The organism is Pseudoalteromonas sp. 2CM39R (genome assembly GCF_023161845.1).
Genome location: NZ_JALNTM010000005.1, coordinates 112333 through 125804 on the forward strand (window position 1 = coordinate 112333; position 13472 = coordinate 125804).

The window sequence follows — 13472 nt, forward strand, 5'->3', positions numbered from 1 at the left end:
TTGATTAAATAATATGCGACCTTGGTCGGCATTAATTGAGCTAAATGTAGTGAAATCGCCCTGTTTAGGGGCGATTTTAGGGAATCGTGATGCTAATTAAACCTGTTGTTCACTAATAAGCGGTAAGCAAATGAGGATCTTAACGCCGCCAAGCTCGCTGTGCTCAGCTTTGATAGTGCCTTTGTGTGTTTCAATCAGGCTTTTACAAATTGCAAGCCCAAGGCCTGAGCCGCCTGTTTGACGGCTGCGCGACTTATCAACGCGGTATAAACGTTCGAATATTTCAACTAACTGATTATCGGTAACGCCGGGTGGGGTATCTTCAATACTAAAAGTAATACTCTGCTCTGAGGCCGTTGCTATAAATTTAATTTTGCCGGGTTTATCAGTATAAAAAGTACTGTTTGATAAAAGGTTCGTCAGTACTTGCTTAATTTTATCGATATCCCATGTCACTTTGATATCTGCAGCAAGGTGAATGTTACTAGTAAATTCAAAGCCTTTGTTTTCTACAAAAGTAGTAAAGTCTTGCTGCCAAACGGATAATACATCAGCGAGTAAATAGGGTTTTAAGTTCAGATAGAGGCTATCTGAGTCTGCTTGTGCTAGCTGATGGATATCACGGATCAGTACATTAATATCGGTAAGTTTTCGATTAATGGCATCGTAAGAGGCATCAACGTCTTTGGCGATATTGTATTGCAATGCTTCAACTTGCAATTGCAGTGCTGTGAGAGGCGTGCGAATTTCATGAGACACATCGGCTAGTAAGCGGTTCTTTTTATCAACGACTTCTTGGAGTAGCTGTGCTCGTTCACTAGCAAGTTTACGCTTTTTAAATGAGCGGTAACCAAAGCCAGATATCAATAAAATCACGCAGCTTAAGCCCAATAACCATGCTTTAAATTGCCATTCACTTTCGCTTAGTTGGGCCGCTTGAATTTGCTTTTCAGCACTCAATTGGTTGATTTCTTGTTGATTTCGCATAAAAGCCACTTGGCTTTGCATCGCGGCCACGGTTAAGTCGTGCTGATTTTTACCGGTACTATCTTCAAGGGTTTGATAGCGGTTTTGCGATTCAAATGCTTGTTTATACAGTTGTAAAGCAAGGTAAGAGTCAGTGAGTAACTTATTTAAGCTAATTTGATCTTCAACATCTTGCAGCTCGTCAGCCTGTTTTAAAGCCTGCTCTGCGGTTTTAATTGCTTCAGCGTGATCATCAATGGCTTGATAAATACGTGTTTGGGTGATCCCTAAAGACACTAAGTGTGAGCGAAAATTATAGTCAGTAGCGATTGCTAAAGCGCGGTTGATATAGGCTTGTGCTTCACTGATGTTGTTTTGTTTTAAAGCAATTAACGCCATTAAATCGTACGAGCGACATAGCCCTGTGTTTGAAGATGATTGCTGATAATAGCTAATCGACTTTTCTGCGTAATCTGTGGCTGTAGCAAGTTCACCTTGTTTTAGCGCAGCGTAGCCGACCTTCATGGCACTATTACCGATGTCGACTTTAGAACCAATTTCTAAATCCAACACGTGAGACATTTTAAAGTGCTTTAACGATTGGGCATTGTCGCCCATACGGCGGTAAACTTCGCCAATTTCGTAAAGCGAATCGGCAATGCCTTTTTTGTCATCAAGCTTTTGATGCAAAGAAAATGATTGAGTTAAACTTGCAAGCGCCGCATTGTGATCGCCAATAATGGCTTCGATTATTCCTAAGTTTAGTAATGCCGATGCATACGATTTTTCATCATCAAACTCATGTAAGATATCGACAGATTTTTGTGCCTCATTAAGGGCGGCTATGTATTTATCTTGCCAGCGTAAAATGGCTGCTAATCGCTCATAAGACTGGGCAATCAGCACAGAATCTTTTATCTTTTTAGCAATAGCTAATGCATCTCGGTAGTGCTGCTCTGCTGTTAGAAAGTTACTTTTTCTGCCTTGAGCGTAGCCCTGAATAAGCATCGCTCGTACTGTGATAGCCTGATTACTTTGCTTTTGTCCGTACTCCAGTAGCTGCTCTGCATAGCTCAGTGCTTGATCATAATCACCACTGCTCACATTCATAAATGCCAGCGATTCAAGCGCCTCTTGCATGATGTTAGGCTCATTGACAAGAGTCGTATCGGTGGTTAACTGCTCAAATATTTCAGTGGCTTGGTTTGGGTTACTATTGCGTAGTGACTGGGCTTCGTTTAGCTTTTCTAACGCCTGTTCTGGGGTAATAGCAAAAGCGCTTAGCGTTAGACAGCTAAGGGCACAAGCTAAGGCTAAGCTTTTGTAAAATAATGGAGTATTTTTCATTTTTTATTTAGGTAAAGGCAACTGCCATTTTTGTAAAATTGCTTGATATTGACCACTTTGCTTCAAAGCTTCAATGGCGTTACTTAGTTGCATAGTGAGTTGTTTATCTAAATTAAGATTCGCAGCTAAATAAAGACCTGAGGGAAAGTCATCTAAGTGTAGGCTTTTATGAATGTCACTTGGATCAACCCCAGATAATGCCAGTTCGTTTTGCAAAGTCAGGGTGTTGGTCAAAACAAAGTCTATGCGCTCTTTTTCAAGCAATTGCCAAAGTTGATGGTAATGACTGACTAGCACCAAATTTTTATCTTCATTAAATCCGGCTTGCTTCAAGTAATGCTCACTTGAATAGCCTCGAATAGTCGCGACACGGTACTGCTGAGCTTGCTTTAAACTAAATATTTTGTGGCTTTTGCTCGCAAGGTCAACGAGGTAAGCGTCCGAAAAATAGGTTTGTGCTAACCACTGAAAGCGGTTTTCGCGAGCTGGGTTTTTTAGTAGCGAAATCATTAACATGTTTGGATTGTTTTCGAGCTCATGAAAAGCCCGCGCCATAGGCATAATTGCGAATTCGCTAGGGATGTTTGCGTGTGCTAAGGCGGCTTTTACTACTTCAACAAGTGCACCATCAGCTTCGCCTTGCTGATTTTTAAAATGGTAAGGAGGTAGATCTTCAGCGATAAAGGTCAGTGTTTTCGCAGCCGTTGCACAACTGATGAAACAAAGCAGGGTAGCAATCAGTAATGAGCGAAACAGCATAAAGATCCTTTATCCTTAAACAAGTAATTAACATACTAAAGAATCTTAATGAAAAGGTATAGGTTTTTAATTGCCAAGTCAGATTTAGTTGCTTTTTTTACTGCGGGGTGCCCCTAGCAAGATACCGATATGGCAAACACAGACAGATAGAAAAGCACTCAAGCCCAATGCTCCACCATAGCCATGCAAGCGCGGCACAAGGTATTCAAACAACAAAGCAAACAATATTGAAGCAATGGCTAATGTAAAAATGCCAAAGCGTTTTGGTGCGCTCATGCCAATGAAAGTCCCTCCAAAAAACGCCACGCTGTAAAGTTCTACATCAACAGGGAGTAGGCTTAAAATCGCAAATGCAATAATGCTTGTGGCGGCTGAGGCGCGAATGCCATCAAAGCGATTATGATGCGCTAAAAAGTAAGTTGAGTAGGCACCTAGTAAAGCGGTAACAGCAATAAACAAATCCATTAAAAGACTCCTTTTGCAAGCATATAAAGCGCCACACTGGCAAAAGCAACGCTACCAAGACGACCACCAAAACCTGCAAATAGATTCATAGTTAATACGTAAAGGCTGGCACCAATTAAAGAGATAAAACTCAGCTCCCAGTAGCTGTTGATTAAACTCGATGAGCACATACCAGCAAAACTACCAGCGTAAATGGCTGCATAAGGATGGTTACCAAAACGAGCAGGAAAAGGAATAAATGTGCCAACTAATCCGGTAAATGCAGCAGATAACACAAGGGCAACATTGGCTTGGTCATGAAGTAAAAAGCAGGAAAAACAGCCAACAGAAAAGGCCAAAAACTTGACCATGAAAAATGTAATATGTGCCATTAATTGACGATACACCTCGCTTAAGTAGGTAAACGAGGTGCATTATCTCATTGATGCGTTTAGTCCTGCAACTGCGCTTTGGCGGGTATTGCTGCTACTTTGGTATGGTGGCCATACAAAGCAACAATTAAGAAGCAAACAAGTGGTACAACAAACGAAACAGCAGTGTTAAAGGCATCTATAGTTGCGGCTTGGATCAGAGGTAAAAATGCGCCCCCTAAAATTGCCATTACTAAACCTGCCGCACCAACTTTTGCATCTTCGCCGAGGCCTTCAAGTGCTGTGCCGTAAATGGTTGGAAACATCAAAGATAGACAGCTTGAAATAGCGACAAGTGCGACTACGCCCACTAAATTAACTTGGGTGGTAACAATAAAACAAAGCACGGCTGCAACTAAAGCCATAAAGCGTAGTAATTTAGCGCCGCTAATAAAGCGCATTAGCCAAGTCATAATGAAGCGAGACACTAAAAACACCAACATCGAGTATTGTAAGACTTGGCCGCCAGTAACTTCTGTAGTGTTAAGTGCTTCCATTGTGTAGCCAATGGTGTAGGTCCATACACAGGTTTGCGCGCCAACATTAAAAAACTGTGCAAGCACACCAAATCGGTAGTGTTTATTTTGATACAAATGTTGAAAGGTTTTTTTAAGTTTACGCGGCTGCGCTGCCGCTTTTGTTACTGTGGCAGGAGAGCGGCTAAAAAAGATACATAGCCATAGTAAGATTAAACAACACGCCATACCCACATATGGCACCATCACAGCATCGAGTTCTGCACTCACAACGGTTTTTAATTGCGCTTCACTCATCAGGGCACGGCTTGTGCTATCAGCTTGATTTAAGTTTGGTAAGATCAACGTCGCCGCTAAAAACACACCAATATTAGTACCAACGGGGTTGAAAGCTTGTGCGAGGTTAAGTCTACGGGTTGCTGTTTGTTCGCATCCTAACTGCATGACATAGGGGTTTGCCGAGGTTTCTAAAATAGACAAGCCACCAGCAAGAATAAACAAGGCCAATAAAAAGTGGCTATAGAGCATGGTTTGGCTAGCTGGGTAAAACAATAAAGCACCACAGGCGGCCATGGCTAAACCCACTAACAGCCCCGTTTTATAATTAAACCGTCTATTGATTATGGCTGCCGGTAAAGCTAAGCAAAAATAAGCGCCGTAATAACTAAACTGCACCAGTGCTGATTGCAACGCACTCATCGAAAATGTTTTGCTAAAAACTTTCACTAATGGGTCTGTCATATTGGCCGCAGTACCCCAAGCAGCAAAGCAAATTGTAAGCAGAATAAAAGGCCAAAGCATTTGGCGCGATACAATAGCAGGCTGTGTTTGCATAGTTCACCAGATTAATGTGTTCATATTGTTGTGGCCGACAGTATTCACGACTATAAATAATAAATCAACCTAGTTGATTTATTATTTTGACTGGTAGATAGTATTCTAAAAAGGTCTAATAGGCCGCTTATCAGGTTGTATCAAGAAGGATGTTATGAAGAGCAGTTTATCGCGAGCACCAAGAAGCAAGAACGAGCGCGCAATTTTAAGCTTAATTAGGCAACAGCAAAGCATGCCTAAAGCACAAATAGCGAAAGCGTTAGCCTTGTCTGCTCAGGCGGCAACAGTGAATATCAACAAGCTCGAAGAAGATAAGCTATTGCTTCGTGATGCACCTATAAAAGGACGGGTAGGGCAACCAAGCGTGCCATTCAGGCTCAATCCAGATGGTGCATTTAGTTTTGGTTTGAAAATCGGGCGACGACGCTTCGACCTGATACTCGTTGACTTACAAAGCACGCAAAGAGCATCGGTATCTGTTGAGGTGAATGAAGCATCGGTTGATGAGCTTAAATCATTCTTAGAAACACATATTCCACAATTAATCAGTCAATTAGAGCCTGAACTGCGCTCACAAGTGTGTGGGCTTGGGGTCGCTATGCCGTTTGATATTTGGCAATGGCAAGCCGCTTCAGACTCTGCAACAAATACCCTTAGCCAATGGCAAAGCTTCGACTTAAAAGGTTACTTAGAAAGTCAGTTTAATTTATCGGTTTATATTAGTAACGATAATAACGCTGCCTGCTGTGCAGAACTAAGCCTTGGTAACCCTAGCAACTACAGCGATTTTCTCTATGTTTATTTGGGGGCTTTTTTAGGTGGGGCCGTGGTGATTAACCACCAACTTCTCGAAGGTAAAAGTGGTAATGCCGGTGCTATAGGCTCAATGCTAAACGCTGATCGGGAGCAGTTACTTAGTCAATGTTCATTACTATCATTGCAAAGCGAGTTTGATAAGCAGCAACTTGGCATTTCAGTGTACGAGCTAACTGACAGTCAGTTCTCAGATCATAAATTGCTAGTTCAGCCTTGGCTTGAAAAAGCTGCTGGGGCTATCAGTATTGCCATGCATAACAGTTTGAGTTTATTAGATATGCAAGCTGTGATTATTGATTCGCCGTTACCGAGAAAAGCGCTTGAACAGCTAAAGCAGTTATCAATTGCAGCATTTGCACGTTTAGATAGTCGTGGACTACGTAGCTGTGAAGTGGGTTTAGGCGTGTGCGGGGAAAAAGCGCAGTCGATAGGGTCTGCTCAACTTGCGCTTAGTCATCATTACTTTTAAGCAGGAGTGAGCACCTCACTCCTGCTTAATTCATTACTTCTGGTATTGTTTGAACCACGCAAGGGTGTATTCAATTTTCGAAATCATACGTGATGGACGACCTGCAATACCATGTGGTGAGCCTGGTACGCGAATAAGCACGGTATCTACCTTTTGCAGTTTTAATGCTTGATAGAACTGCTCTGATTCTGAAATTGGCGTACGGCGGTCTTCTTCACCTGTCATGATCAATGATGGCGTGGTTACGTTACCCACTAATGAAAGCGGCGAGCGTTTCCAGTAGTGCTCAACATTGTCCCATGGCATGCCAGGGAATTGGTTACGAATTTGACCAATATAGCTGTCGGCTGAAAGAGTTTTACTTAACCAGTTGATCACAGGCTTGGTGATCGCAGCAGCGTTGAAGCGGTTTGTTAAACCAACCGCATAAGCCGTTGCAATACCACCCGCTGAACCACCAGCAATAAATAGGTTATCTTTGTCGATAAAGCCTTTAGCAATCATGGCATCAACTGCCGAGTTGTGATCGGCAAAGTCTTCTTCAGAGCTGTATTTACCATCTAGCAGTAGTGCAAAGTCTTTACCGTAACTTGTTGAACCACGGTAATTCACATACACAACCACGTAACCTTCAGCGGCATAACGTTGTAATTCAGCAGTAAAGCTTGGGCCATAGGCAAGGTGTGGACCGCCGTGAATTTCGACCATTAATGGATATTGTTTGTTTTCATCAAAGTCAGGTGGTGTGATATACCAACCTTGAATGGCTTGGCCGTCGAACTGCGATTTAACATTCAGCTCGTGCACTTTACCAAGCTTCTTATGGCCTAATACATCTTCGTTTAATGAAGTTAGCGTTTTACTTTTACCTCTGTAGATGTAGCCTAAATCAGCTGGGCGGTATTCGCTGCCTGTGGTGTACGCAATAGCGCCATTATTGGCCATACTGAAACTACCACTGATATACGGACGACCAATCGAAGTGCCCGATACGGTATCAGTTAAGTCAGTGACCTTACCGCGGCTGCTTACTTTAGCGAGTTTACGCTTACCAAAATCATCGTACTGAATAACAAAGTCACCATCGCCTGACCACTTATAATCAGCCACTGAGCGGTCTAATTTTTCAGTAATATGCTTGATTGATTTATCGTCTAAATCGAGCATAGATAGTGTTGAGTTAATGTAAGGCACAGGGGCGTTGTCACGCGCAACAAAGGCAAGTTCATCACCGTCTTGTGCGTAACGCGGCTTAGTTTCACGGCCTGGTAAATCAGTTAGTTGCGTAAGCTCGCCTGATTTTACATTGATTTCGTATAGGTCTGACTCAGTTGTGCGATATTCCCACTCATCATTGCGAACAGCAGAAAAAGCGAGTTTTGTGTTACTTGGATCCCAAGCAAGTGGACCATAGTGCTGATAATCACCCGATGTTAATTGGCGTGGTGTGCCACCCGAAACTGGAATAACAAAAACGTGACGATATGAAGGCTCTAAAAAGCCTGCGCCATCAGCTTGATAGCGTGCTTTTTCAAACACTCTCACTGGTTTTGACCACTCAGCGCCTTTTGGTTTTTTTGGCAATTTTACTGATTTAGCGAACGCAGATTTACCTTCAGGAATGCTCATGGTGAAAGCAATTTGTGCAGAGTCATTCGACCAAGTTAAGTTACGTACTGATTTTGGTAGTTGCGTTAACAATGCTTGTTTGTCTTGCGCTAGCCAGTAAACGTGAAGTTGATTTGAGCCGCTTGAGTTGCTGGTAAAAGCAATTTTCTTGCTATCTGGAGACCAAGTAGGTTGGCTATAGTTATGCTCATCAGAAAACAGTGGTGTGTGTTGACCAGACTTTATATCGTACAGCCAAAAGCTACGCTTATTACCATCTTTCATGATGTCGTAGCCGCTGCGAACATAAACGATTTTTTTACCGTCTGGGCTTATTTGTGGGTCGCCTGCGTATTCAAGTTGAAAAATATCTTCAGAGACAAACTTGTCGTTAGCATATACTTGAGCTGTTGTTGCTGCGCACAGCAAACTAGCTCCAATAAGGATTGTTTTTTTTAATTGCATGGAATGGTCTTTTTTTAGCCGTAAAATTTTATCCTAAAAGCAGACCATTCGCTGCGCAAGCACATTGAGATAAAGTTGCATTTACCCCAGTTGAATTGACTCTAAATTTATTTGTACTTGCTAGTACCTGATTTTAAAGGCTTAGGCAAACTTAAAATAGTCATCCCAGCGCGCATCTAAGCGCTGTTTAGCCTTATCTAAATCAACCGCTGTATAAACGTCATTTTGTTGATTAACCAGTTCAAGCCTTACTAGCTTGTCTAAAGCGTCATCAATTTCAAAGTCGAGCTGGCAATTATGTTGTTCGTTAAACCATTGCTCAATTTGATTATCTAATTGCTCTGCAGTCATCGCTGATTCGCTTTTTAGTAAAAAGGTGTAGGCAAGCAGCGCCTCTTTAACATCTTCTTCTTCAGCTGCGTCGACTAGGGTATGGAAAACCCCCGCATTGTTATCGAGGTTTTTAAAATACAAGTTGTCGGCCAGTGCTTTCATAAAGCGAATTTTACGGTTTTTAAACTTGCTCCATTCTTTAAAAATAAAGCTGCCAAATACCCCCATGCCGATTGCAAAGGTAATAAAGTGTTGCTGACTCATATGTACTTCTTCACTGCGCCAACCACCCCAAAAGGCAATCAGAGCAATCAGTAGTAAAATTGACGCGCCTAATTTTGTTACCAACACCACAGCACCGCCAATCAATGCTGATGAACCAATAATCAGTTTATCTATTGGGCGCATTTTTACTTCGCTATTCGGAAACAGCATTTCTAAATCGGCTTTTGGCACATTCTGAAATAATTTGACGATGGTTGAATTTGGCTCAAAGGCCACTGGCATTTTGCCTTTTTCTAAAAAGTACTGCTCGTCTTTAAAGCGAATGAATATGGCAACGCGATCATAGTTAGTAAATTGAATCTGTTTTTTCTTAAGTCCCCAAAAACTGCGCAGCGTCTCAGTTTTTTGCGATTCGCCGCGCCGGTAAAAGACCACTTCTGCAAAATCATCAAACTCAACGGCTAAACGTACTTTAAATAAAGACTCTTCATTCAGTGCATCCTGTAAGTCTTGATTGGTAATGGTTTCAAAATTGGCGGCATTGAGTACGGTGGCAAAGTCTTTTGCAAAGGCTGACTGGTAGTTAGCACGTTGCTCGTTAGTAATCGGTGTTAGAGTGCGGGTGTCGCTATTTGGGTCAAATGGCGCATAGTTGTTTTTTAATGACTCCAGCAGCTCGTGATATTGATAATGAGTCACGCTTTGCAAAAGTGTAGCAAACTCCATAAAAGAACCTGATTGCGACTCACCTAAATAGGCTTGGCAAAGGTTAATGATGTCGTGTTTTCGAAAAGGAATAAATCGTGCGTTACTCATTGATTCTTGCTGTGTCATTTAAATTGTCAGCGATGATAAAAAAATAACAGCAGAATTGCGACCGTTAGTGGCAAATAGCATGAACTTAGACTTTTTTACTGACTAAAACGGCTTATTTTTAGACTTTTTACTCCAGTAAAAACGCTGGTTTTTGCCCTTTAAAGCGGCTTTATCATGCACTTTTAAATCTGCTTTGCTAATGTTTAGTTCATTGCAGTACGTTGTCGTGATTAGTTATGAATAAGCAAGCATCCCCTCCTGAAGTAAAGGCTGAGTTAAACTCAGTACCACTCATAATAAAGCAGTTATTTATTAGTTCTTTTATTGTCTTTTTGTTGCTGATAGTTATCACTTATCTGTATTATTTTAATCGGCTCGAAAACGATATCTACTTAAATGGCGTGCTAAGTGACGCCATCAATTTGCTCATTTTGATTGGTATTTTCGCGTTTGTGCAAACCTCGGTGGTTGCTAAGCGCAGTTACTTATTTTTAAGTGTAGGTATCTTCCTCTGGAGCGTTGGGCTTACATTTGATTTTTTAGATGAGCTGGTATTTCAACCAATCTGGGTTGGCATTTATATCGAAGATATTACTCGCACTTTAGGGATGCTAGTAACTGGGTTTGGTCTTTATCTTGCCCTTACAGACTTAGCTAAAACCCGTGAGCAGCTTGAAGAAGAGCTAAAAACCGATGTATTAACAAAGGCGTATAATCGTCGTTATTTTTATCATTATGTGCAGCAAAATCAAGATAAGCCACACAGCTTAGTGATAGCTGATATTGATCACTTTAAAGCGATTAATGATGAATATGGCCATGATGTTGGTGATCAGGTATTGATAGATTTTGTTTATCAGTGTCATCAAGCATTAGATGAAAGCATTCTATTTGCGCGAATCGGCGGTGAAGAATTTGCATTGTATGTTGCCACCGACGACGCTGATGAGTTACGTGCTACCTGTGAGCAACTGCTCAGCCTTGCTAATAATGTGATGGTGACGCCGAGTAAAACGCTCAGCGTAAGTGTTGGTTCGGCGATTAAGCGTGCCACAGAGACATTTAGCAACACCATGAAACGTGCCGACCAAGCGCTTTATTTGGCAAAAAATCAAGGCCGTAGCCGTTATATTCATAAACCGTAAGGGACGGTTAAGGGTTTTTGTTGTAACCTATATCGCAACAAAACTCCAAGGGAAGAATAATGGCAATTGCTAAAAAGTTAAAGCAAAAAACACGGCAGTTTATCGACTCTAAACATATGCTCAAATCAATAACGGCGGCATCCTTTTTAGAGTCAACCATAGTGCCTATTCCGCTTGAAGCTGTGCTTGTTCCGTTAATGCAAGCCCGCCGAGAAAAGCTTTGGTTAATCGCATTAATGGCGACCATTGGTTGTATTATTGGTGCTATTTTTGGTTATGCCCTTGGCTACTATCTATTTGATGTAGTGGGGGACTGGGTGATTAATACCTTCTCAAACCCTGAGCAGTTCGAGCAAGTTAAGCAAAAAATGCAGGCACAAGGCTTTTGGTTTGTATTGACGCTCGGCATTGTGCCCATCCCATTTCAAATTGCCATGCTGGCTGCTGGAGCAACTAAGTATTCAATTTTTCTATTTTTACTGGCTACGGTCATTGCTCGCTCAATCCGCTACTTTGCCCTTGCCGCAGTTGTTTATTACGCGGGTAATCAAGCAGAGCGGGTTATTCAAAAGCACAAAACCAAAGCTTTAGTCGCTATTTCTGTATTAGTACTGTTACTTTGGTGGCTCAGTACACTTATTTAACAAATAAAAAATACTGATTATGGTTATCCTGTCTATACTTTGAATTAAGGAAAGCGCTTAATAAAAACAACAGGATGACCCATGAATACCCTAGTGGCTGCACTACCTATTTTGGTGCTGATCTGGATGATGGTAAAACGCAGCCCCATCGCTTCTTATATTGCCTTACCCATAACAGCGCTACTTGCTGCTTTACTGCAACTGTTTTACTTTCAAGCTGATTTAAGGCTGTTGCTTGCTAATTCGTTTGCTGGTGTGTTGTCTGTTATGACGCCCATTTCGATTATTGCAGGGGCTATTTTACTTAACCGAATGTTGGCAATATCTGGGGCCGAAACCACGATAAAACATTGGCTAGAATCAATTAGCAGTAATCAAGTTGCACAGTTGATGATCATTGGTTGGGCATTTGCATTTATGCTCGAAGGCGCATCGGGGTTTGGCACGCCTGCGGCTATTGCTGCGCCTATTTTGGTCGGGCTTGGTTTCTCGCCTTTTAAAGTGATTATTTTCACTCTTATTTTAAACTCGATCCCCGTATCCTTTGGTGCAGTAGGCACACCAACATGGTTTGGCTTTTCGGCGCTAAACTTAGATGATGGGCAAGTGCTGGCTATCTCAAGATGGACGGCGCTGTGTCATGTTGTTGCTGCTTTGGTTATTCCTATGATTGCGCTGTGTCTTGTTTTACCACTAAAAAAGGTGCGTCAAAATAGCGTATTCATTTATTTAAGTGTGTTTTCATGTGTCTTACCTTATTGGTTGTTTGCCCAGTGGAACTATGAATTTCCTTCGTTGATAGGTGGTGCAGTGGGGCTATTAGTGACTATCTATTTAGCAAGTAGGGGAGTGGGGTTAGATAAGTCAGCTGCAAATGCACAAAACTCGAAAGGCAAGGTTGAGCTCACACCCAAAGCGCTATTTTTAGCTTTATTACCGTTATTACTTTTGATTGTTGTGCTGGTCATAACCCGTATTCATCAGTTGGGCATTAAAGCATTGCTTAACGACGAAACGCTCTGGGTGAGTATTCATTTGGGCTTTGCACAATTTGAATTAAGCAAAGCGCTGATCTTATCTTTACATGAGATATTCGGCACCTCAGTGGGGTGGTCGTATAAAACCTTGTTTGTACCAGCGTTGATCCCGTTTGTATTGGTGGTGTTGATCTGTGTGCCTTTACTTAAAATGAGCAAGCCACAAGTAAAGCAAATGTGCTCCGACACCTTAGGCCGTATTGCTATGCCATGTATTGCTTTAATTGGGGCGCTGGTGATGGTGAATGTTTTAATGCAAGGCGGCCATAATGCACCCATATTTTATATGGCGAGCACCTTTGCTGATTTAAGCGGTGAGCACTGGGTGTTATTTGCCTCGTACTTGGGGGCACTCGGTACTTTCTTTTCAGGCTCTGCAACCGTGTCTAATCTTACTTTTGGCGGTATTCAATATGGTATTGCACAGCAAGTGGGCTTGTCAGAAACCTTAGTACTTGCGTTGCAATCAACGGGGGCGGCGATGGGGAATATGATCTGCATTAGCAATATTATTGCTGTAGCCAGTATTGTTGGAGTGAATAATCAAGAAGGGCCTGTGCTTAAGAAAACCTTTTTGCCTATGCTGATTTACGGTGCAATAGTAGGAAGTTTTAGTTATCTATTTTACTGATTAAACATGTGCAGATAAAAAAGGTG

11 protein-coding genes are annotated in these 13472 nt (G+C 41.9%); 4 read left to right on the plus strand and 7 right to left on the minus strand.

Annotated features, from left to right (window positions below):
• Positions 1-96: 96 nt before the first annotated feature.
• The 5 genes from MTF66_RS13065 to fucP form a co-directional block, all read right to left on the minus strand.
• Positions 97-2313, minus strand: a complete 2217-nt coding sequence (locus MTF66_RS13065) for a tetratricopeptide repeat protein (protein WP_248527395.1) — start codon at positions 2311-2313, stop codon at positions 97-99.
• 3 nt (positions 2314-2316) lie between these two features.
• Entirely contained in the window at positions 2317-3072 is a 756-nt protein-coding gene (locus MTF66_RS13070; protein WP_248527396.1) for an ABC transporter substrate-binding protein, read from the minus strand.
• Positions 3073-3156: 84 nt separating this feature from the next.
• The gene (locus tag MTF66_RS13075; protein ID WP_248527397.1) at positions 3157-3537 is read right to left on the minus strand and encodes a hypothetical protein; all 381 of its coding nucleotides are present in this window, start codon (positions 3535-3537) and stop codon (positions 3157-3159) included.
• Positions 3537-3887, minus strand: coding sequence for a hypothetical protein (locus tag MTF66_RS13080; protein ID WP_054561182.1), 351 nt, complete (start codon positions 3885-3887; stop codon positions 3537-3539). The genes MTF66_RS13075 and MTF66_RS13080 overlap by 1 nt, the downstream gene beginning before the upstream one ends.
• Positions 3888-3967: 80 nt before the next feature.
• Positions 3968-5257, minus strand: coding sequence for an L-fucose:H+ symporter permease (gene fucP, locus MTF66_RS13085; protein ID WP_248527398.1), 1290 nt, complete (start codon positions 5255-5257; stop codon positions 3968-3970).
• A 154-nt stretch (positions 5258-5411) separates the two neighbouring features.
• Here fucP and MTF66_RS13090 point away from each other — a divergent pair, with 154 nt between their 5' ends.
• On the plus strand, positions 5412-6542 hold the full coding sequence (locus tag MTF66_RS13090) for an ROK family transcriptional regulator (protein WP_248527399.1): 1131 nt from the start codon (positions 5412-5414) through the stop codon (positions 6540-6542).
• A gap of 33 nt (positions 6543-6575) precedes the next feature.
• Here the strand turns inward: MTF66_RS13090 and MTF66_RS13095 are convergent, their stop codons facing one another.
• Both MTF66_RS13095 and MTF66_RS13100 read right to left on the minus strand, forming a co-directional pair.
• The gene (locus MTF66_RS13095; RefSeq protein ID WP_248527400.1) at positions 6576-8615 is read right to left on the minus strand and encodes a S9 family peptidase; all 2040 of its coding nucleotides are present in this window, start codon (positions 8613-8615) and stop codon (positions 6576-6578) included.
• 141 nt (positions 8616-8756) lie between these two features.
• Positions 8757-9989, minus strand: a complete 1233-nt coding sequence (locus MTF66_RS13100) for a TMEM143 family protein (RefSeq protein WP_248527401.1) — start codon at positions 9987-9989, stop codon at positions 8757-8759.
• 236 nt (positions 9990-10225) lie between these two features.
• On the opposite strand from MTF66_RS13100, the gene MTF66_RS13105 reads away from it, so the two are divergent.
• The 3 genes from MTF66_RS13105 (at position 10226) to MTF66_RS13115 (ending at position 13446) form a co-directional block, all read left to right on the plus strand.
• A complete protein-coding gene (locus MTF66_RS13105) occupies positions 10226-11134 on the plus strand; it encodes a GGDEF domain-containing protein (RefSeq protein WP_248527402.1) in 909 nt (302 codons plus the stop codon).
• Positions 11135-11193: 59 nt separating this feature from the next.
• Complete coding sequence (locus MTF66_RS13110) at positions 11194-11778, plus strand: YqaA family protein (RefSeq protein ID WP_058585551.1); 585 nt, start codon at positions 11194-11196, stop codon at positions 11776-11778.
• Between the two features lie 81 nt (positions 11779-11859).
• The gene (locus MTF66_RS13115) at positions 11860-13446 is read left to right on the plus strand and encodes an L-lactate permease (RefSeq protein WP_248527403.1); all 1587 of its coding nucleotides are present in this window, start codon (positions 11860-11862) and stop codon (positions 13444-13446) included.
• The last annotated feature ends 26 nt before the right edge of the window (positions 13447-13472 follow it).

Bases quoted from the DNA above. Each gene is read 5' to 3' on its own strand.
- MTF66_RS13065 (WP_248527395.1), bottom strand. From the start codon at position 2,313: ATGAAAAATACTCCATTATTTTACAAAAGCTTAGCCTTAGCTTGTGCC.
- MTF66_RS13070 (WP_248527396.1), bottom strand. From the start codon at position 3,072: ATGCTGTTTCGCTCATTACTGATTGCTACCCTGCTTTGTTTCATCAGT.
- MTF66_RS13075 (WP_248527397.1), bottom strand. From the start codon at position 3,537: ATGGATTTGTTTATTGCTGTTACCGCTTTACTAGGTGCCTACTCAACT.
- MTF66_RS13080 (WP_054561182.1), bottom strand. From the start codon at position 3,887: ATGGTCAAGTTTTTGGCCTTTTCTGTTGGCTGTTTTTCCTGCTTTTTA.
- fucP (WP_248527398.1), bottom strand. From the start codon at position 5,257: ATGCAAACACAGCCTGCTATTGTATCGCGCCAAATGCTTTGGCCTTTT.
- MTF66_RS13090 (WP_248527399.1), top strand. From the start codon at position 5,412: ATGAAGAGCAGTTTATCGCGAGCACCAAGAAGCAAGAACGAGCGCGCA.
- MTF66_RS13095 (WP_248527400.1), bottom strand. From the start codon at position 8,615: ATGCAATTAAAAAAAACAATCCTTATTGGAGCTAGTTTGCTGTGCGCA.
- MTF66_RS13100 (WP_248527401.1), bottom strand. From the start codon at position 9,989: ATGAGTAACGCACGATTTATTCCTTTTCGAAAACACGACATCATTAAC.
- MTF66_RS13105 (WP_248527402.1), top strand. From the start codon at position 10,226: ATGAATAAGCAAGCATCCCCTCCTGAAGTAAAGGCTGAGTTAAACTCA.
- MTF66_RS13110 (WP_058585551.1), top strand. From the start codon at position 11,194: ATGGCAATTGCTAAAAAGTTAAAGCAAAAAACACGGCAGTTTATCGAC.
- MTF66_RS13115 (WP_248527403.1), top strand. From the start codon at position 11,860: ATGAATACCCTAGTGGCTGCACTACCTATTTTGGTGCTGATCTGGATG.